Source organism: Burkholderia sp. LS-044 (assembly GCF_004803625.1).
GTDB lineage: Bacteria > Pseudomonadota > Gammaproteobacteria > Burkholderiales > Burkholderiaceae > Burkholderia > Burkholderia cepacia.
Genome location: NZ_SSWO01000001.1, coordinates 693,360 through 713,972, shown reverse-complemented (window position 1 = coordinate 713,972; position 20,613 = coordinate 693,360). Strand labels below are relative to the sequence as shown.

Below are 20,613 nucleotides of genomic sequence, written 5' to 3'. Positions count from 1 at the left end.
AAAAGGCCGCTCGTATGAGCGGCCTTTTCGTTTGTCGGTGTGGCGTTGTGTCGCGGGGCGTCGCTCAGCGTGCGAGCGACGCGAGATCCCAGCGCGGCTTCACCGTGAAGGCGTAGTCGGCATTCGCCTGCTCGGGCCAGCGGCCGAGCCGCAAGGCGCCCGCGAGCGCGATCATTGCGCCGTTGTCGGTGCAGAGCGCGAGGTCGGGGTAGTGCACGTCGAAGCCGCGCTTGGTCGCGGCGGCCGACAGCGCGGCGCGCAACTGGCGGTTCGCGCCGACGCCGCCCGCGACCACGAGGCGCTTGAGCTTCGTCTTCTTCAGCGCGGCGAGCGACTTCGCGACGAGCACGTCGACGGCCGCGTCGACGAAGCCGCGCGCGAGGTCGGCCTTCGCGCGTTCGAGCGCTTCGCCCTCCAGCTTCGCCGCTTCGAATTTCTTCATCTGTGTGAGCACGGCCGTCTTCAGGCCGCTGAAGCTGAAGTCGAGATCGCCCGAATGCAGCATCGGGCGCGGCAGCACGACCGCACCCGGCGTGCCGGTTTCGGCGAGCTTCGAGACTTCCGGGCCGCCCGGGTAGCCGAGGCCGATCAGCTTGGCCGTCTTGTCGAATGCTTCGCCGGCCGCGTCGTCGAGCGTTTCGCCGAGCGTCTCGTACGCGCCGACGTCGGTCACGCGCATCAGTTGCGTGTGGCCGCCGGACACCAGCAGTGCGACGAACGGGAACGGCGGCGGCTCGTCGACGAGCAGCGGCGACAGCAGGTGGCCTTCGAGGTGATGGATGCCGACGGTCGGCTTGTTCCAGGCAAGCGCGAGCGCATTCGCGATGCTCGCACCGACCAGCAGCGCGCCCGCGAGGCCGGGGCCCTGGGTGAACGCGATCGCGTCGATGTCGTCGCGGCGCGTGCCGCTTTGCGCCATCACTTCCTCGAGTAGCGGCAGCGCACGGCGGATGTGGTCGCGTGATGCGAGCTCGGGCACGACGCCGCCGTACTCGCGGTGCATCGCGATCTGCGAATGGAGCGCGTGCGCGAGCAGGCCGCGCTGCGTGTCGTAGAGCGCGAGGCCGGTTTCGTCACAGGAGCTTTCGATGCCGAGAACGAGCATGGGTGCGGGCAGGGCGCGCCGTATCGAGCGCGCCGCGGGAAGGTCAACGTAACCGGAAATTATAGCAGGCGGGGGCAGGTCGCCGCCGCAGGCAGCCCGGGCCGGAGGCCGGGCGGGTACAATCCGCGCCATGGAAACTTATGACATCGCCGTGATCGGCGCGGGCGCCGCCGGGATGATGAGCGCCGCGGTTGCCGGGCAGCTCGGCCGCCGCGTCGTGCTGATCGACCACGCGCCGCGGCTCGCAGAGAAGATCCGCATCTCGGGCGGCGGCCGCTGCAACTTCACGAATCTTTACGCAGGCCCCGACAACTATCTGTCGGCGAATCCGCATTTCGCGCGCTCGGCGCTGGCGCGCTATACGCCGCGCGACTTCCTCGGGCTGCTCAAGCGCCATCATGTGACCTGGCACGAAAAGCACAAGGGCCAGCTCTTTTGCGACCACGGCAGCGACGCGATCATCGACGTGCTGAAGCACGAGTGCGACGCGGGCGGCATCGCGTGGCGCAGGCCCGTCGTCGTCGACGAGGTGCGCCACGCGCCGGCCGACGGCTTCGCGCTCGACACGCAGCAGGCGGGGACGATCGGCGCGCGTGCACTGATCATCGCGACCGGCGGCCTGTCGATTCCGAAAATCGGCGCGACCGACTTCGGTTACCGGCTCGCCAAGCAGTTCGGCCATAAGCTGATCGACACGCGGCCCGCGCTCGTGCCGCTGACGTTCGCGCAGCAGGACTGGGAGCCGTTTGCGGCGTTGTCCGGTGTATCGCTCGAAGTGCGTGTATCGACCGGCGACAAGAAGCGCGGCGGAGAATTCGTCGAGGACCTGTTACTGACCCATCGCGGCCTGTCCGGGCCAGGGATCCTGCAGATTTCGAGTTACTGGCAGCCGGGCGACCCGATCCGCGTCGACCTGTTGCCGCAACGCGATACGGTAGCCGACCTGCTCGACGCGAAGCGCACGTCGAAGCGCCAGATCGGTTCGCTGCTCGCGGACTGGGTGCCGTCGCGCCTCGCGCATGCGTGGCTCGACACGCATCGCGTTGCAGCCGACGCGCGGCTCGCGGACCTGCCCGACAAGACGCTGCGCCAGATCGGCGACGCGCTGTCCGGCTGGACGCTGACGCCGAACGGCACCGAGGGCTACAAGAAAGCCGAAGTGACGAAGGGCGGGGTCGATACGCGCGACCTGTCGTCGGCGACGATGATGAGCACGCGTGTGCCGGGGCTGTTTTTCGTCGGCGAGGCGGTGGACGTGACGGGCTGGCTCGGCGGCTACAACTTCCAGTGGGCGTGGGCGTCCGGCACGGCGGCCGGGCAGGCTGCCGCGGAGTATTCGCGTGGCGCCTGACATGCCGGGCCGACGCCGTTTTGGCGGGACCAGGCCCCGTGCCTTTGGGCAATCGCTCTGCTATACTCGGTAGTCTTTCCCTGCAAACCTTTATTCGTGTCGGATCATGACGATCATTCGCGTTAAAGAGAACGAGCCGTTCGAAGTTGCAATGCGTCGCTTCAAGCGCACGATCGAGAAGAACGGGCTGTTGACCGAACTTCGCGCGCGCGAGTTTTACGAGAAGCCGACCGCGGAGCGCAAGCGCAAGAAGGCGGCAGCGGTGAAGCGTCATTACAAGCGTATCCGCAGCCAGACGCTGCCGAAGAAGCTGTACTGAACGATTGGGCGCCGCGCGGTTCGCTGAGCGGCGCACCGGCGACTCCGTGCGATCGGGCGATCGCGGAAGATCGAGCATGATCGTGCGACCGATCGGGCGAGCCGCCGATGCCGGATTCGAGCAACCCGCTTGAGACACAGTCCCAAGCGGGTTTTTGTGTTGACGCCCGTATGGCGGGCGTCGGATTCACGTTTCCTTCCTGGGTGAAAGATGAGTTTGAAAGAGCAGATCAGCGAAGACATGAAGGCCGCGATGCGCGCGAAGGAAAGCGAGCGCCTGGCAACGATTCGCTTGCTGATGGCCGCGATCAAGCAGCGCGAAGTCGACGATCAGATCACCCTCGACGACGCGGGCATCACGGCCGTGATCGACAAGATGATCAAGCAGCGCAAGGATTCGATCAGCCAGTTCCAGGCCGCCGGCCGTGACGACCTCGTCGCGAAGGAGCAGGCGGAGCTGGTCGTGCTGAGCGGCTACATGCCCGAGCAGCTGTCGGAGGCCGAGGTGGCCGCCGAAGTCCAGGCCGCGGTCGCGCAGACGGGCGCCGCGGGCCCGCAGGACATGGGCAAGGTGATGGGCGTCCTGAAGGGCAAGCTCGCGGGCCGTGCCGACATGACGGCCATTTCCGCACTGGTCAAGGCCGCGCTCTCGAAGTAACACCCGTTTCCCCGGTGCGCGCGGTGCGTGCGCCGGGGTGTCGTATTGTCTTTTTTCGCTCGATCCCACGGTGATTCCGCATTCGTTCCTGCAGGATTTGCTGAACCGCGTCGATATCGTCGACGTGGTGGGCCGGTACGTGCAGCTCAAGAAGGGCGGCGCCAACTTCATGGGGCTGTGCCCGTTCCATAACGAGAAAAGCCCGTCGTTTACGGTCAGCCCGACCAAGCAGTTCTATCACTGCTTCGGCTGCGGCGCCCACGGCACGGCGATCGGCTTCCTGATGGAACACGCGGGGCTCACGTTCCCGGAAGCCGTGCAGGAGCTCGCGCAGTCGGTCGGCCTGACCGTGCCGCACGAGCCGTCGATGCGTGGCGGCGGCGGTGGGGGTGGCGGTGGCGGCGACTATCCGGCGCCGGTGTCGAAATCGGTTGCGACCGCGCTGTCCGATGCAATGACCGCCGCGTGCGACTACTACCGCAAGCAGTTGCGTGGCGCGACCGTCGCGATCCAGTACCTGAAAAACCGGGGCCTGACCGGCGAGATCGCCGCACGCTTCGGGCTCGGCTATGCGCCGGACGGCTGGCAGAACCTCGAAGCTGCGTTCCCCGACTATCGCGACGAGTCGCTCGTCGAGTCGGGGCTCGTGATCGTCAGCGAGAAGACCGATGCGCAGGGCGTCGCGCGCCGCTACGATCGGTTCCGCGAGCGGATCATGTTCCCGATCCGCAATGTGAAGGGACAGGTGATCGGCTTCGGCGGCCGCGTGCTCGGCAGCGGCGAGCCGAAGTACCTGAACTCGCCTGAAACCCCGTTGTTCAACAAAGGGAGCGAGTTGTACGGCCTGTTCGAGGCGCGGCTCGCGATTCGCGAGCGCAAGTACGTGCTGGTCGTCGAAGGCTACATGGACGTCGTCGCGCTCGCGCAGCTCGGGTTCCCGAACGCGGTTGCGACACTCGGCACAGCGTGTACGCCGATTCACGTGCAGAAGCTGCTGCGCCAGACCGATACGGTCATTTTCAGTTTCGACGGCGATTCGGCAGGACGGCGGGCAGCCCGGCGCGCGCTCGAGGCATGCCTGCCGCATGCCGGCGACAACCGTACGATCCGGTTCCTATTTTTGCCGGCCGAGCACGATCCGGACAGCTACGTGCGCGAATTCGGCGCGGATGCGTTCTCCGAACAGGTCGAGCGCGCGATGCCGCTGTCGCAATTTCTGCTGAACGAAGCAATTGCCGGCAAGGCGCTCGATCAGCCGGAAGGCCGTGCGAAGGCGCTGTTCGATGCGAAGCCGATGTTGCAGGCGCTGCCCGCGAACGCGTTGCGCGCGCAGATCATGCACATGTTCGCCGACCGCCTCGATATCCCGTTCGAAGAGGTTGCGGGGCTGTCCGATGTCGATACGCGGATCGCGGCACCGCCGCGCCAGGCGCCTGCACGCAGCGAGCGGCGCCGCGTGACGGACAGCGAAAAGCGTGCGTTGCGCACGCTGGTGATGCATCCGCGCATCGCGTCCCAGCTCGACGATGAACAGCTTGCGACCCTGCGTGCGTTGCCGCGCATCGGCGAACTGTTCGCGGAGGTCGTCGATCATGCCCGCGCGCTGGGCGACGGCGCAGAGTTCCGGCTGCTTTCCGATGTCCTGCGGACGTCCTCGAATGGAGCGACTTACGAGGAAATCTTCCGCGAAATTCTGGACTATGATGAAAACGTCCGCGATTTGCTGTTACAGAATCCGGAAGACGAGACGGTGCCCGAGCGGCAGCGTGAGCAGGAACGGATCGCGGGGGAGGAGTTGCAGGCCGCGGTGCTCAAGATGCGTTACGACGCTTGCTGCGACCGGCTTGACAGGCTGGCGCGGCAATCCACCTTCACACCCGAGGAATTGGCCGAATTGACGGAATTGAACCAGCAGCGAACCGACATGAAGCGTCGGCTCGGGCTGTAGGCGGCCGGGGAGCTTAGAGAGGGTTCCCCAGCGTGCTATAATATAAGGTTTCCAGCGGTTTGTTTTCTAAGCAGAGGCGAGAATCGCGATGGCAAAGACGACAGGCGGAAAGAAAGCAACAGGCAAGGGCTCGACGGAGCCGACCAAGAAGGTCACAGCGGCCAAGTCTGCTTCTTCCACCAGGACAACGTCTTCAGCCACGTCAGCCCCAGCAGGAAAAAAAACCGCGGCCGGCACTGCTCAGGCTGCGCCGGCGCCGGCAGCCAGAACACGGGCTGCCGCCAGACCCGACTCCGGGCCGGCCAAGCCGGCGGCGAAGCGGGCAAGTGCGAAAAGCGCAAGGGACACGACTGCCGCCGCGGACGAAACGGCAGTACGTACTACTCATGCACCCACGGTTCAACCGGCTGTCGTCCAGCAGCCGCGAGTCGATATAGCCGGTACGGCGAACTCCATGACCAAAAAGCTGAACGAAGTATCCGTCGAAGACGACGCAAATCAGAGCGACGAGCAGCCCGCAGCAGCAGCAGCGGCTGCACCGGGCAAATCCAAGGTGCGCGACCGTCGCGCCAAGGAAAAGGCGCTGCTGAAGGAAGCGTTCGCGACGAGCACGCCGGGTACGGCCGAGGAGCTCGAAGAGCGCCGCGTGAAGCTGCGCGCGCTGATCAAGCTCGGCAAGGAGCGCGGCTTCCTCACGTACGCCGAAATCAACGACCACCTGCCGGACAACTTCACCGAGACCGAAGCCCTCGAAGGCATCATCGGCACGTTCAACGACATGGGCGTGGCGGTCTACGAGCAGGCGCCGGACGCGGAAACGCTGCTCCTGAACGACAACGCGCCCGCCGCGTCGTCGGACGATGAAGTCGAAGAGGAAGCGGAAGTCGCGCTGTCCACCGTCGATTCGGAATTCGGCCGCACGACCGATCCGGTCCGGATGTACATGCGCGAAATGGGCACGGTCGAACTGCTCACGCGTGAAGGCGAAATCGAGATCGCGAAGCGGATCGAGGACGGCCTGCGCCACATGGTGATGGCCATCTCCGCGTGCCCGACGACGATCGCCGACATCCTCGCGATGGCCGAACGCGTCGCGAACGAAGAGATCCGCGTCGACGAGCTCGTCGACGGCCTGCTCGATCCGAATGCTTCGGACTCCGCCGATACCGACGGCTTCTCCGCGAAGGAAGCGGAAGCCATCGAGAACGAGGACGAGGAAGCCGAAGAGGAAGAGGAAGAAGAGGAAGAGGAGGAAGACGACGGTGCCGCACAGGCATCGGCCAACGCCGCCCAGCTCGAAGCCCTCAAGCGTGCGTCGCTCGAGAAGTTCTCGCAGATCAGCGAGTGGTTCGACAAGATGCGCCGCGCGTTCGAAAAGGAAGGCTACAAGTCGAAGGCCTACCTGAAGGCGCAGGAAACGATCCAGACCGAACTGATGACGATCCGCTTCACCGCGCGTACCGTTGAACGCCTGTGCGACACGCTGCGTGCGCAGGTGGACGAAGTGCGTCAGGTCGAACGCCAGATCCTGCACATCGTCGTCGACAAGTGCGGCATGCCGCGTTCGGAATTCATCGCGCGCTTCCCGGGCAGCGAAACCGACCTCGACTGGGCCGAGAAGATCATGGCCGAAGGCCATTCGTACAGCGCGGTGCTGTCGCGTAACGTTCCGGCGATCCGCGAACAGCAGCAGCGCCTGCTCGACCTGCAGGCGCGTGTCGTGCTGCCGCTGAAGGACCTGAAGGAAACCAACCGCCAGATGGCGGCCGGCGAACTGAAGGCGCGCCAGGCGAAGCGCGAAATGACCGAGGCCAACCTGCGTCTCGTGATCTCGATCGCGAAGAAGTACACGAACCGCGGCCTGCAGTTCCTCGACCTGATCCAGGAAGGCAACATCGGCCTGATGAAGGCGGTGGACAAGTTCGAATACCGTCGCGGCTACAAGTTCTCGACCTATGCGACGTGGTGGATCCGCCAGGCCATCACGCGCTCGATCGCGGACCAGGCGCGCACGATCCGTATTCCGGTTCACATGATCGAGACGATCAACAAGATGAACCGCATCTCGCGGCAGATCCTGCAGGAAACCGGTCTCGAGCCGGATCCGGCAACGCTCGCCGAGAAGATGGAGATGCCGGAAGACAAGATCCGCAAGATCATGAAGATCGCGAAGGAGCCGATCTCGATGGAAACGCCGATCGGTGACGACGACGATTCCCATCTCGGCGACTTCATCGAGGACACCAACACGGTCGCGCCGGCGGATGCCGCGCTGCATGCGAGCATGCGCGACGTCGTGAAGGACGTGCTCGATTCGCTGACGCCGCGCGAGGCGAAGGTGCTGCGGATGCGCTTCGGTATCGAGATGAGCACCGATCACACGCTCGAGGAAGTCGGCAAGCAGTTCGACGTCACGCGTGAACGGATCCGTCAGATCGAGGCCAAGGCGCTGCGCAAGCTGCGTCACCCGAGCCGTTCCGACAAGCTGAAGTCGTTCCTCGAAGGGAACTGATTTCCAGCGTCTCTCCTGCGAACGCCGCCGGTATCCGCGTGATGCCGGTGGCGTTTGTCTCCTTTGTTGTTACAATGCCGGCCCGGCTTCTTTGCCGGGGCAGCGTGTGACACGCTTCGATTCTTTTCAGGGCTTGTAGCTCAGCGGTTAGAGCAGTCGACTCATAATCGATTGGTCGCGGGTTCGAACCCCGCCGGGCCCACCAGATTTCATGCGCGCGCTCGCGCCGCATGCCGAAAACCCGCGATGGCTTCATGCATCGCGGGTTTTTCTTTGTATGGACGCGTGCCGCGATCAGGAAAGTACCGAGAGGGTGCCGCGCCGCTGTCAATCGAAGTATGCTGTAGCGCGGCCGTTCCACACGCGACACCAGGTACGGCCGAACGAAAACCAGGCAGCCCCGCGATCCATCCGGCGGCGAGAACAAACAGACTTCGGCCGGGAGCGGGACGGCAATCATGACCATGCTGCGTTCGTGGGGTGCGATTCTTTCGTTGCTGGCGCTCGTCGCATGCGCGAGCCTGCCGCCGCAGGCCGATCGCGCGCCGACGCACGCGTATACCGATACGGACAACACGCGGCTGGGCGTAGCGTTCCGGCAGCAAGCCAGCGCCCATCCCGGGCAGGACGCGTTTCACCTGCTGACCGATCCGGTCGACGCGCTGGATGCGCGCGTGTTGCTCGCCGACCGCGCCGATCGCTCGCTGGACCTTCAGTACTACATCTGGCACGACGACCTGACCGGGCACGAACTGGCCGATGCGATCATTCGCGCGGCGGATCGCGGCGTCCGCGTCCGTGCGCTGCTCGACGATCTCGGCACGAACGCGGACGACCGCAAGCTGCTCGAGATCAGTTCGCACCCGAACATCGAGATCCGGCTGTTCAATCCGGTCGCCACGCGGCGGTTCAAGAAGATCGGCACGGTGTTCGAGTTCGCGCGCGTCAACCGGCGCATGCACAACAAGGCGATGATCGCGGACAACCAGGCGGCGATCATCGGCGGCCGCAATATCGGCGACGAGTATTTCGGCGCATCGTCGATGCTGGAGTTCGGCGATCTCGATGTCGTCGTCCACGGCCCGGTCGTGAAGGACATCTCGACCGAATTCGACACGTTCTGGAATTCCCCGTACGCGTATCCGATCAGCGCGCTGGTCGGGCACGAGGCGGCACCGGGCGGGCTGGACCGCGAGCGTGAACGGTTGCGCGACTACCTGAGGGCCATGGAGGACAATCCGTACGTGCTCGAGGCCAGGCAGCGACTCGACCGGATCGTTCACGGGCAGGGCACGGAACTGTCATGGGGCCGCGCAACGGTGCTGTACGACGATCCGTCGAAGATCGCGCACGCGCCGAAGGACAGCGACGGGCATTTGATGCCGCAATTGCGGGCGCTCGCGTTGCAGCCCGAACATGACCTGCTGATCGTGTCGCCGTATTTCGTGCCGGGCAAGGATGTCGTCGAGCGGCTGCGCGCGCTCACGGCGCGCGGCGTGCGCGTCACGGTGCTGACCAACTCGCTCGCGTCGACCGACGTGGCGGCCGTGCATGCGGGCTACCGGCATTACCGGAGCGATCTCGTGGCAGCCGGCGTGCGGCTTTACGAACGGCGGCCGTCGGGCGACAAGAGCATCTCGAAGCAGGTCATCATCGGATCGTCGCGTGCGTCGCTGCATGCGAAGACCTACGTGTTCGACCACAAGAGCATTTTCATCGGATCGATGAATCTCGATCCGCGTTCGCTGAACCTCAATACGGAGATCGGCGTTTACTGCGAGAGCCCGGCGATTGCGTCGCAGGTGGCGAACGATCTGGAAGCGCGGCTCGATCTAATCGCGTGGCGCGTCGAGCCGAGGACCGATGCGGCGGGCAAGGGGCAGCTCAAGTGGATTCAGACCGATTCGAACGGGAAGGTCACCGAGCTCGATCACGAACCGGAAGTGTCGGCCGGGCGGCGGATGGAAGTCTGGTTTCTCGGGCTGTTTCCGCTGGAGTCGCAACTGTAAGCGACGATGCCGCGTGTGACGCTCAGCCGCGCGTGCAGCCCTGCGCGTCGATGACGGCAGCGAGCTGCATCGTCGCGGTCTCGATCGTCGTATCGCTCAGCCCGGAGTATCCCAGCACGAAGCCGTTGTACGGCCGGCCGTCGCCGACCCGGTAGCTGCTCAGCGGCTGAAGCAGCAGGCCACGCGCGGCTGCGGCGCGGGCGACGTCGGTATCGCGCAGCGGGAGCGCGAGGTCCGCCGACAGATGCATGCCGCCCGGGCTTTCCCGAACGCACAGCGCGGTGCCGAGGTGGCGGGCGAGTGCCGTTTCCAGGTTGTTCCGCCGCTCGGCATACAGCGCCCTCATCTTGCGCAGGTGCCGCGCAAAGAGGCCGGTGTCGATGAACTCGGCCATCGCGAGTTGATCGGCCGAGTGGCCGCGATGAACGAGTTCGCGCAGCGTCCGGGTGAAGCGTTCGACCAGAACCGGCGGAACCACCATGAAGCCGAGCCGAAGGGCGGGAAACATCGTCTTGCTGAAGGTGCCGAGATAGCAGACCGGTGCGTCGGCATGCAGGCCCTGGATCGCGGGCAGCGGCTGGCCGTCGTGGCGGAACTCGCTGTCGTAGTCGTCCTCGATGATCCACGCACCGCACGCACGTGCGTGCTCGACGATCGCCGCTCGCCGCCGGGGGCTCATCAGCGCGCCGAGCGGGTATTGATGCGATGGCGTCGTATAGATCAGCCGGGGTGGCCGGGAGCGCCACTGTTCGTCGGTGGGCGCCATTCCTTCGCGGTCGACCTCGATCGGCACGATATCGAGGCCGGTCGAGCGGAATGCGGTACGGGCGCCGTTGTAGCAGGGGTTCTCGAGCCAGCCGGGTTCGCCGGGATTCGCCAGCATGCGCGCACACAGTTCGAGGCTGCCTTGCGTGCCGTCGGTGATGAATACCTGGCCTGTTTCGCAGCGCACGCCTCGCGAGACGCGGATGTAGGCCGCCACGGCATGTCGCAATTCGGGCAGCCCTTCGACCGGACCGTATGCGAGCTGCGCGGGCTTGATGACTTTCCATGCGCGCTCGATGCAACGGCGCCATTGGGCAACCGGGAATTCATCGAGCGACGGAAGACCGGGGACGAACGGCAGCATGCGTTCGGGTTCGGGATCGGCGTTCTCCAGCCCGTGCACGCGCTCGGACAAGCGAACCGTGGCCGGCCCGCTCTCGAGCCCGGTGCTCGAACGGCCGCATCCGTCCCAGCGCGTGATCGTACCGTTGCGCGTGGCCGCCACGAAGCCTTCCTCGGCAAGTCGCTCGTACGCATAGACGGCCGAATTACGCGCGATGCCCAATTCCGCCGCGAGCACGCGGGTCGACACGAGCCGAGTGCCGGACGGGATGTGCCCGTCCAGCAGCATGTTGCGCAGGCTCCGGTAGAGGGCTTCCTGCTGGCTGTGGCGCGTCGTGCCCTCCTGTCTGGAAAGCGACGAGATGAGCAGCGCGAGATCCATGGGCTGGTTCCAGAATTTTTCGGTGAGCTGGTTCTTTTGAAGATTCGGCGCGCATCGTATCGTTCAGTTCTCGCGGTGCCGGCCGGTGCGCGGGGCCTTCCGGCGATCGTCCCCGATTGCGGCACGCGCATATTTTGATCGATTTGAAGCGCGGCTGTCGATGGGGCGATCGATCGGTCGTTCAGGCGTGGAAGTCGCACGTGTTCAATTCGATTAAATTCGCAGTACAAATATATTCCGGGCGGATCATTGAGCCCTGCCGGAACGCGGGTCGCTCGATGTGCGCAAGGGCGCGCGAACAGGAAAACGAAACATGAAAGACCAGACCGTCATCGCTTCCACACCCCGCACCACCATTCGCCGCCTGCCGGAATTGGCGAATCGCGATCGCACGATGCTTCATCGCATCGTGGACGAAGCCTACGTCTGCCACATCGCGTTCGGTGCAGGCGACGACACGCATTGCATCCCGACCGCGCACTGGAGACGGGGCGATGACCTCTATATTCACGGGTCCAACGGTAGCCGGATGATCAAGGCGCTGTCGGCGGGCGCGCCGGCCTCCGTCGCGATTACGTTGCTGGACGGGCTCGTGCTGGCCAGGTCGGCCTTCAACCATTCGATGAATTATCGATCCGCGGTGATCTACGGGCGGTTCGACGTCGTGGAGAGCCGTGACGACAAGCTGGCGGCGCTGGATGCGTTGATGGACAAGATCGCACCCGGTCGCAAGCATGACGCGCGGCCCGGCAACGAGAAGGAAATCAATGCGACCAGCGTGCTGCGGATTGCCCTTGCGGAAGCGGCGGTGAAAGTCAGCGATTCGCTGCCTTCCGACAAGGATGAAGATCTCGCGCTTGCTGTCTGGACGGGGATCCTGCCGCTGAAGACGACGCGCGGCGCACCGGTTCATGCCGACGGCAACATGCCGGTGCCGGACTACGTCCGGAACTGGGCCGAGTGAGTTGTGCGGCAAGGCCGCGCGGCTTCGTGGAAGACGGCGGGGTACGGCGTTTGAGTCGTGCTCGCGTCGCATGGCGGCACGACGCGCGTTTCGTCGGCAGGCAGCGCGAATACCGCGCTGCCGTGGCGGGGTGCGTTTCACTCGGTGCGATGCTCATGCACGGGTATTGGACGTTAAAGTCGCTTGCGCAACGATTGAAAGGCCGGCGAGTGCGTCGTCGCACCGGCTGCTGCCCCGCGAGATTGCGCGGAACGCAAAAAAACCCGCGACGGCCTGGCGGTCATCGCGGGTGATTTGAACGACCGCATCCGGTTCCATGCGTGCGCCTCGGAGCACACGCGGAACCGGGGCGGTCATCGGTTCATCAGCGTGCGAAATCCGGCGTGCTCTGGATGAACGCGTTCAGCTTCGAGATGTTCACGCTGCCGAAGCCCGTCGTCGCGTCCCAGCCGGCCTTCGCCTTGTAGCCGTAGGTGCCGCTGCCGTTGTTGCCGGACGTGACATCGTGCAGCAGCGCCGCGTTGCTCGGGAAGTACTTGTAGAGGCTCGACGCGGGGAACCCGAGCGCATTGTTGTTAGCGGACTGCAGCCGCGCCCAGATGCCCGTGAAGATCGGTGCGGCGAGGCTCGTGCCGCCTTCGTTGTTCAGGTAGCCCGAGCCCCACAGCGTGTCGGAGGTCTGGCCGTTCACGACGAGAATCGCGCCGGTGCGCAGGTCGGCATCGAAGCCGACGTCGGGCAGCGCGCGCTTGGTCGATCCCGTGAGGCTCGACGATTGCCACGACGGCGCGGCTTCGTACTTGCTGTACCCGCCGCCCGTCGACCACACGGTGCCCGGCTGCCAGCTCGGATCGTTCCAGACGATCTCGCTGTTGTAAGCGTTGGTCGACGTATTGGTGAACAGCGTCGTGCCGCCCACTGCGATCACGTACGGCGACGTTGCCGGCTCGCTCACCGTGTAGGTCGAGCGCGACGGCGTGCCACCCGCGCATTCGTATGCACCGTGGTCGCCGGCGGATACCGAGAAGGTTTGCCCCTGCGCGATCGCCTGCTTGAAGATGGTGTCGTCGGTTGCCTGCGAGCCGGTGCTGTTCGCGGACGATTCGCACACGCCGAGCGACACGTTGATTACCTTCGCGACGTTGTCGGTCACGGCCTTGTTGTATGCGGCGGTGATCGCCGTGAGCGTCATCGACGGTGCGACGTAGAACACGACCTGCTTCACGCTGCCGCCGGCCGCGCCGACGATCGACTGGCTGTCGAGGTTCCATTCGACGGTGCCGTCGGTATCGGTGTATGAGCTGCCGGACGGGCCCGTCTTCACGATGCTGCTGCTGATCGTGCCGAGGCTGTTGTTTGCGGCGAACGTGTTGAGGTCGCTCACCGTCTGCGACAGGTCGCCTTCGGAGATGATGCCGACGGTGGTCTGCGAGGCCGTCGGCGTACCGTTGCCGCCGTAGATCGACGAGAACTCGGTCGGGTTGTGCGGCACCGCCGATGCGCCGGCCGGAATCGTCAGGTTGCTGGTGTTGCCTTGCGGCTTGCTGCCCGCGCCCGTGTGCATCAGTTCGACGTTCTGCAGGCCCAGCACCGCGCCCACGACGCCGCCGATCGCGTTCGGCACTTGCGCGGCGTCGGTATTCGCATAGACGCTGCGGCCGTTGCGCGTGAAGCGCTTGAGCGTCGTGCGGAACGCGGACTTGATGGTCGCCGCGGTGCCGGACGCGGATACCAGCAGGCGGTTCGGTGCGACCACGATGTTCACGAAGCCTTCCTTGCGCAGGTGCGCGACGACCGAGGCGACCTGCTGGTCGGTCGGCGCATATTGCGCGGCGAACTGCGCCGGCGTGAGGAACTGCCGGTAGTGCGGCGAGCCGGGCGTATGCAGGTCGTGCAGGTATTGGTCGAGCTGTGCTTCGTTGCGCAGGTTCAGCCCGAGCACGATGTCCACCGATTCGCCGGGTGCCATCTCGATGGCTGCCGTGGCAGCGGCGGCCGTGCTTGCGGCAGGCGCGCCGGCCGTACCGGCTTCGTTCTGCTGCACGAGCGGCAGGAAGCCCTTGGTGCGCGTTTCCGTCCAGCCGGCCGCGGGCGCGGCGTGGACGGTCGCGATGCCGAACGATGCGGCTGCCGCGGCGGCGAAGGCGAGCTTGATGAAGCGATTGTGCTTTTGATTCTTGTCTGCAACCTGATTCATTTGAATTACCCCTCCGGTTGAACATCGAACGGCACGAACAACAACGGTCGACAGCGGCGCGGATCGTGCACCGCCGATTTCTGTCGCATGCGTGCGGATGGCGCGGACGCGACAGGGCCTTTCGCCCGATCCGGAAAGGTGTTTTTTCTCCGGGGGCGAAATTCGGAAAATGCGGTAGCGAGAGGGCTGCGTCGCGATACGGCGCAGTCGCGCGGACTGGGCGCGGGCGGGATTGCTAGAGCAACAGTTTCGTTGTCCTTCTCATTTGATTCGATCCTTCGGCCCGCTGCCGGATGGCAGTCGTCCAATGAAATGCATCGGGATGTTGCATGGCCGGCGCGCGAACGATACGGCCGGCGGCTGGCACTTCGGTGCGGCGGAAGCGAAAAAACGTGGAGCGGAAGCGATTGCGCAGTGAGCAATTTGTCAGATTGCTTGCATCGGACGGTATCAAGAACGAAAGCGGGGTGTCAAACTTTTTTTGGTTATATGAAACAAATTTAAAGCGAATAAATGCAATGTTTTTGAAAATTTTGGCAGTAATTTGTAATATTCGACGCCAACGAAGAAAGTAATGCTGAATGCGGTTCGCCGATCGTTTCCGGTTCGATGCGTAATTGGCGCGATTGCCCGATCGTGTTCGAGGCGCGACTCGAATCGCCGGTGTGAGATATCGGAGCCGATCTCGTCAGTGAATGGGTCGCGCCTTTCTTCGACCGGTACGGAGTCGGGCAGCCCGATCCGGGCCGGATCGCTTTCTACCGGCTGCTCGACGAGTTTTTCTGATTCATCGGGTGGTCACGGGCGGCGCGCGAAACGTTTTTCTGTCCCGCGCATCGCTGTTGTCGATGCGTTGCAGCCGCGACAAACCCGCCCGTACGGCACTGCTCGACTCACCATCAACCCGCACCCGCCTGCCACCCGAGCCCGAGGCTCTTCTGCACCGACACGTAGTCCTTGATCAGTTCGGCCTGCCCGGCGATCACGTTCTGCTGCGCGGAAAGTGCTTCGCGTTGCGTATCGAGCAGGTCGATCATCGATGCGACGCCCGCGCGATAGCGTTCATCCATCAGCGATCGCGAATGCACGGCGGAGGTTTGAACCTTGGTGAGCGCAACGACGTGCTCGCGCTGGTGTCCGTAGCGCTGCAATGCCGTGTTGGCGTCCTGCAACGCACCGAGCACCGCCTTCTGATAGTTCGCTTCCGCTTCGTCGCGCGATGCTTCGGCCGCGCGCACCGCGCCACGCGTGCGCCCGAAGTCGAGAATGTTCCATTGCAGATACGGCGCGCCGACCCACGTGAAGTTCTGCTTGCGGAGCAGGTGGCCCGGGTCCGCCGCGCTGAAGCCGAGATCGCCGAGCAGCGTCACCTTCGGGAAGTAATCGGCGACATGCTCGCCGATCTGCGCATTGCTCGATGCGAGCCGGCGCTCGGCCGCGCGAATGTCGGGGCGCTGTTTCAGCAGTGTGGCCGGATCGCCGATCGCGACGCTGCCGGGCAGCGTCGGCAGCGGCGCGGCCGGTGTCGTCAGCGTCGCGTCGAGCGCACCCGGCGCGCGCCCCGTCAGGATCGCGAGCCGGTCGAGCGATTCCGTCACCTGCGCGTCGAGCGGGATCAGCGAGGCTCGCGTGTTCTCGACCTGTGTCGTCAGGCGTTCGATGTCGGCATCGGCCGCGACGCCGCGCGCGCGGCGCTGCTGCGTGAGTTCAAGCATCTTCTGCTGCAACTCGGCGGTGCGTCGCGACAGCGCAAGCCGCTGCTGCTGGTCGCGGAGGTCGACATACGCGTTCGCGACTTCTGCCGCGATCGACACCTGCGTGTCGGCGAGATCGGCGTCGACTGCTTCCGCTTGAGCGGAAGCGGCTTCGACCGCCCGGCGCGTGCCGCCGAACAGGTCGATTTCCCAGGTTGCGTCGAAGCCTGCCGAATAGAGCTGCAGCGGACCCGAGCCGCCCAGCGACGGCGATGCACCGCCCGACTGGTTCGAGCCGTTCGACGGCAGCAGCGAACCGAGCGCGCTGACGTCCGGCTCGCGCATGCGGATGGCGGCGACGGTGGCGGACGATTTCGGCAACTGCGCCGCGCGCTGTTGCGAGAGCTGCGCGCGCGATGCGCGCAAGCGTGCCTGCGCAGCGTGCAGATCGGGGTTGTACGCGAGCGCCGCAGTGATCAGGTCGTCGAGCTGGCGATCGTCGAGCGCGTGCCACCACGCGCTTGGCGCGGGTGCGGCGGTGTCGACACCGGAGGCCGGCGCGCGCACGAAGACCGGCGCATCCGGTGCGGCGGGCGCGCCGCGGTAGTCGGGGCCGACCGTGCAGCCGGCGAGCAGGCACGCGGCCGCACACAGCGTGAGCACGGGGCGGCGGGGCAGGGAGAAGGGTTTCATCGCGTAAGACGGTTCAGTGGCCGGACGACATCGGCTGCGGCCCGCGCGGCGTTCTCAGCAGCAGCGCGAGCGGCACGCAGGCGAGCAGTGCAAGGCCCAGCAGATAGAAGGTTTCGGAATAGGTCATCACGACGGCCTGGACCTGGATCTGCTGCGCCAGCTGTCCGAGCGCGCGCATGTTCGAATACGCGAGATCGCCGGTGTGTGCGAACCAGTTGGCCGCGTAGGCCGACAGCCGGTCCTGCCCGATCAGCGAGTTCGCCGTCACCGATTCGCGCAGCGCGGCCGTGTGGAAGGTCGTGCGCCGGTCGATCACGGTGCCGATGATCGCGAGCCCGATCGAGCCGCCGAGGTTGCGTGCCATGTTGTAGAGCCCGGCTGCATCGCCGGAGTCTTCGCGTGCGACGGCCGCCATCGATGCCTGGTTGAGCGGCATCATCGCGAGCATCTGCGCGACGCCGCGAATCAGTTGCGACCAGACGAAGTCGTGGCCGACGCTCTGCGCGGTCAGGCTGATGTCGAGCATGCAGCTCAGGCAGAACAGCAGCAGCCCGGAGATCACGAGGATGCGGAAATCGACCTTGCCGAGCAGGCGCGGCAGGATCGGCATCACGAGAAAGGCCGGTAGCCCCGACAGCAGCATGATTGCGCCCGCCTGTTCCGCGTTGTAGCCGGCGACGATCGCGAGGAACTGCGGCAGCAGGTAGGACACGCCGTACAGGCCGGCACCGACCGCGGACACGATCACGATCACGCTTGCGTAGCGCGGATTGCGCATCAGCGACAGCCGCACGATCGGCCGCTTCGCGAAGCGTTGCGACAGCGCGATCAGGATCATCCCGGCGAGCGACACCAGGCTCAATGTGACGATCATCTGCGATTCGAACCAGCGTTCGCGCTGGCCTTCCTCGAGCACGACGGTGAGCGAGCTCAGCCCGATCGCGAGGCCGGCGATCCCGAGCCAGTCCGCGTTGAAGAACGTGCTCCATTGCGGACGGTCGGACGGCAGCCCGAACCACAGCAGCCCCATCAACAGCAGGCACACCGGCAGGTTCAGGAAAAAGCACCAGCTCCAGTTCACGTTTTCCGCGAGCCAGCCGCCGAGCACCGGGCCGAACAGCGGCCCGAGCAGCACGATCAGGCCGAACAGCGTCATGCCGACCGGCAACTGCGACAGCGGCAGCCGCGTGCGGATGATGGTCTGCGCGGTCGGGATCAGCGCGCCGCCGGTGAAGCCCTGGCCGATCCGGCCGGCGATCATCATCGGCAGCGAATGCGACCAGCCGCACATCATCGAGAACGCGATGAACAGCGCGGAGTTCGTCAGCAGGAAATTGCGCAGCCCGAACACGCGCGTGAGCCACGCGGCGAGCGGGATCATCACGATCTCCGACATCAGGTAGCCGGTCGAGATCCACGTACCTTCGGTGCCGGTCGCGCCGATTTCACCCTGGATCTGCGGCAGCGCGGAATTCGTGATCGAGATGTCGAGCGTCGCCATCAGCGCGCCGAGCGCGCCGGCCGCGACCGCGATCCAGTCGGTCACGCTCGCGCGGCCTTCGTGCGGCGGCACGGGCATCGTGGCGGACGGTTCAGCCATGATGCGTCTCGTCGCGGGCCGAGCGCGTATCGACGTCGACCGTCACCGACAGCCCCGGCAGCAGCATGCGCTGCGCGCGGGCGTTCGCGGCGAGGCGGATGCGTACCGGCACGCGCTGGACGATCTTCGTGAAGTTGCCGGTCGCATTCTCGGGCGGCAGGAGGGCGAACTGCGCGCCGGTGCCGGGTGCGAAGCTGTCGACGACGCCGGACAGCGCACCGTCCGGCAAGGCGTCGACATGCAGTTCGACCGGCTGGCCGATACGCATGTTGCCGATCTGCGTTTCCTTGAAGTTCGCGACGAGGTAGATCGAATCGACGGGCACCACGGTCAGCAGGCGCGTGCCGGGCTGCACGTATTGACCGACGCGCACCGTGCGATCGCCGACGCGGCCGGTGAGGGTGCTGCGCACGATCGTGTTGTCGAGGTCGAGCTGCGCCTGCGCGGCACTGGCCTGCGCGGCTTCGAGCTGCGCGCGTGCCTGCTGGAGCTGGGCTGTGAACGACGCGATCTGCGTGCGTGCGGCCGCGATCGACGCATTGTTCGCGGCGAGCGTCGCGACCGCCTGATCGCGCGTGCTCTTCAGGTCTGCCACACGTTCGTGCGTCTCCGCACCGGTCGCCGCGAGCGGCGCATAACGCGCGTATTCGTCGCCGGCGTGCTGCGCATTGATCCGCGACACCTTCGCCTGCGCGTCGGCCTGTTCGAGATTCGCACGCTGCTGGCTGATGTCGGCCTCGGCGCGTGCGATATCCGCGCGGCGTGCATCGACGGTCGCAAGCGATTGCGCGAGCGCAACCTGGTACTGGCGGACGTCGAGTCGCACGAGCGGATCGCCGGCCTTCACGGCCTGGTTGTCGCGGACATACACATCGGTCACGTAGCCGGCGACCTTCGGCGCGGCAGTCATGCTGTCCGCCTGCAGGTACGCGTCGTTGGTACTTTCGATGAAACGGCCGACCGTCCACCAGCGGCCGAGCCAGACGGCGCCGCCGATCGCCGCGAGCACGGCGACGACGAGCAGGATGCGCCGTTTCGATCCGTTTCCGGATTTGCTTCCGTTTCGCGGTGTTGTTCCGTTTTCCTGACGATCTGCTTGCTGTGGCGGGTCTTGCGGCGTCGACATTCCGGTGTCCAATTTATTCCAAGTGGAAGAATTATTCCAGTTGATAAAATTGTGTCAAGTAGAATATCGATCGATCGAATGACGGGGAAGGCATGAACGAAGCGAAGAAGCTGCGCCGGACGTCGGCGGGCGGCTACGCCCGCGGCGACGAAACGCGCCAGCGGATCATCGAGGCGGCGATCGAACTGTTCGGCGAGCGCGGGTTCGCGGGTGCATCGACACGCGAGATCGCTGCGATGGCCGGCGTGAACGCGCCGGCGCTCCAGTACTACTTCGAGAACAAGGAGGGCGTGTACCGCGCGTGCGTCGAGGCGATCGCGGAGAATGGCAGGGAAGTGTTCGCACCGTCGGTCGGCCATGCGAGGGCGATGCTCGATGCGGACGCGGACGTCGACGTGCTGATCGACGCGTTCATCGGGCTGCTGCGCGCGCTGTCGGACCGGATGTTCACCGCGCCGAAGACGATGAACCAGCGGATGTTCTTCGCACGCGAGCAAGGCGGCCAGGAGCCGGCGAGCGCGAGCGAGATCCTGATGAAGCGCATGCGCAAGCCGCTCAACGACGTGAGCGCCGAACTGATCGGCCGTATCTCGGGCCGGCCGGCCAACGATCCCGTCACCCGATTGCGTGCGCTGAGCTTGTTCGGGCAGATCACGGTGTTCCACATCGCGCAGCGTTCGGCGCTGCAGTTGCTCGAATGGGATGCGTTCGAGGGCGAGCGCGCGGCATTGCTGGTCGACACGATCGCCGACCAGACACGCCTGCTGCTCGAGCAATGGCATGCGCAGCGCGATGCATCGGCTGCCGATCCGGAAGCCGGCGCGAAGCGCGGGCAGGGCGCGGCGGCGAAACGTGCGGTCAAGGCGAAGGCGGGGGCATCGGCGCCCGGCGCGAAAAGCACACGGCGCGTGAACAAGCCCGCCGCGCGTTGAGCGCGGCGCGGCATCGC

The 20,613-nt window shown here is 65.5% G+C and carries 14 protein-coding genes and 1 tRNA gene; 9 read left to right on the top strand and 6 right to left on the bottom strand.

Annotated elements, in window-relative coordinates; genetic code table 11:
* Window positions 1-64: 64 nt before the first annotated feature.
* Window positions 65-1,105, bottom strand: coding sequence for a tRNA (adenosine(37)-N6)-threonylcarbamoyltransferase complex transferase subunit TsaD (gene tsaD, locus E9536_RS03185; RefSeq protein ID WP_136469262.1), 1,041 nt, complete (start codon window positions 1,103-1,105; stop codon window positions 65-67).
* Window positions 1,106-1,235: 130 nt separating this feature from the next.
* Here tsaD and E9536_RS03180 point away from each other — a divergent pair, with 130 nt between their 5' ends.
* The 7 genes from E9536_RS03180 (at window position 1,236) to E9536_RS03150 (ending at window position 9,901) form a co-directional block, all read left to right on the top strand.
* A complete protein-coding gene (locus tag E9536_RS03180; protein WP_060083411.1) occupies window positions 1,236-2,456 on the top strand; it encodes an NAD(P)/FAD-dependent oxidoreductase in 1,221 nt (406 codons plus the stop codon).
* Between the two features lie 106 nt (window positions 2,457-2,562).
* The gene (rpsU, locus tag E9536_RS03175) at window positions 2,563-2,775 is read left to right on the top strand and encodes a 30S ribosomal protein S21 (protein WP_006479415.1); all 213 of its coding nucleotides are present in this window, start codon (window positions 2,563-2,565) and stop codon (window positions 2,773-2,775) included.
* Between the two features lie 210 nt (window positions 2,776-2,985).
* On the top strand, window positions 2,986-3,432 hold the full coding sequence (locus E9536_RS03170) for a GatB/YqeY domain-containing protein (RefSeq protein WP_021160855.1): 447 nt from the start codon (window positions 2,986-2,988) through the stop codon (window positions 3,430-3,432).
* A 70-nt stretch (window positions 3,433-3,502) separates the two neighbouring features.
* Window positions 3,503-5,380, top strand: coding sequence for a DNA primase (gene dnaG / locus E9536_RS03165; protein ID WP_059694334.1), 1,878 nt, complete (start codon window positions 3,503-3,505; stop codon window positions 5,378-5,380).
* Between the two features lie 88 nt (window positions 5,381-5,468).
* On the top strand, window positions 5,469-7,892 hold the full coding sequence (gene rpoD / locus E9536_RS03160) for an RNA polymerase sigma factor RpoD (RefSeq protein ID WP_081064669.1): 2,424 nt from the start codon (window positions 5,469-5,471) through the stop codon (window positions 7,890-7,892).
* A 129-nt stretch (window positions 7,893-8,021) separates the two neighbouring features.
* Window positions 8,022-8,097, top strand: a tRNA-Ile gene (locus tag E9536_RS03155).
* 253 nt (window positions 8,098-8,350) lie between these two features.
* Window positions 8,351-9,901 (top strand): phospholipase D family protein, encoded by a 1,551-nt coding sequence (locus E9536_RS03150; protein WP_059693970.1) that lies wholly within the window; start codon window positions 8,351-8,353, stop codon window positions 9,899-9,901.
* 22 nt (window positions 9,902-9,923) lie between these two features.
* Here the strand turns inward: E9536_RS03150 and E9536_RS03145 are convergent, their stop codons facing one another.
* Entirely contained in the window at window positions 9,924-11,390 is a 1,467-nt protein-coding gene (locus E9536_RS03145; RefSeq protein WP_136469261.1) for a PLP-dependent aminotransferase family protein, read from the bottom strand.
* Between the two features lie 313 nt (window positions 11,391-11,703).
* Between E9536_RS03145 and E9536_RS03140 the strand changes: the two genes are divergently transcribed.
* On the top strand, window positions 11,704-12,354 hold the full coding sequence (locus tag E9536_RS03140) for a pyridoxamine 5'-phosphate oxidase family protein (RefSeq protein ID WP_136469260.1): 651 nt from the start codon (window positions 11,704-11,706) through the stop codon (window positions 12,352-12,354).
* 364 nt (window positions 12,355-12,718) lie between these two features.
* On the opposite strand, the gene E9536_RS03135 is transcribed toward E9536_RS03140, so the two are convergent.
* The 4 genes from E9536_RS03135 to E9536_RS03110 all read right to left on the bottom strand — a co-directional run bounded on the left by E9536_RS03135 (window position 12,719) and on the right by E9536_RS03110 (window position 19,664).
* Window positions 12,719-14,551 carry a S53 family peptidase gene (locus E9536_RS03135; RefSeq protein WP_059693972.1) on the bottom strand — a complete coding sequence of 611 codons (1,833 nt, stop codon included), beginning with the start codon at window positions 14,549-14,551 and terminating at the stop codon, window positions 12,719-12,721.
* 899 nt (window positions 14,552-15,450) lie between these two features.
* Window positions 15,451-16,938 (bottom strand): efflux transporter outer membrane subunit, encoded by a 1,488-nt coding sequence (locus tag E9536_RS03120; protein WP_136469259.1) that lies wholly within the window; start codon window positions 16,936-16,938, stop codon window positions 15,451-15,453.
* A 13-nt stretch (window positions 16,939-16,951) separates the two neighbouring features.
* Entirely contained in the window at window positions 16,952-18,538 is a 1,587-nt protein-coding gene (locus E9536_RS03115) for an MDR family MFS transporter (protein ID WP_027791090.1), read from the bottom strand.
* Window positions 18,531-19,664, bottom strand: a complete 1,134-nt coding sequence (locus tag E9536_RS03110; protein ID WP_136469258.1) for an HlyD family secretion protein — start codon at window positions 19,662-19,664, stop codon at window positions 18,531-18,533. Before E9536_RS03110 ends, E9536_RS03115 begins: the two co-directional genes overlap by 8 nt.
* Before the next feature lie 92 nt (window positions 19,665-19,756).
* On the opposite strand from E9536_RS03110, the gene E9536_RS03105 reads away from it, so the two are divergent.
* Window positions 19,757-20,596: a CerR family C-terminal domain-containing protein gene (locus E9536_RS03105; protein WP_124917954.1), complete on the top strand. Its 840-nt coding sequence runs from the start codon at window positions 19,757-19,759 to the stop codon at window positions 20,594-20,596.
* Window positions 20,597-20,613: the final 17 nt, after the last annotated feature.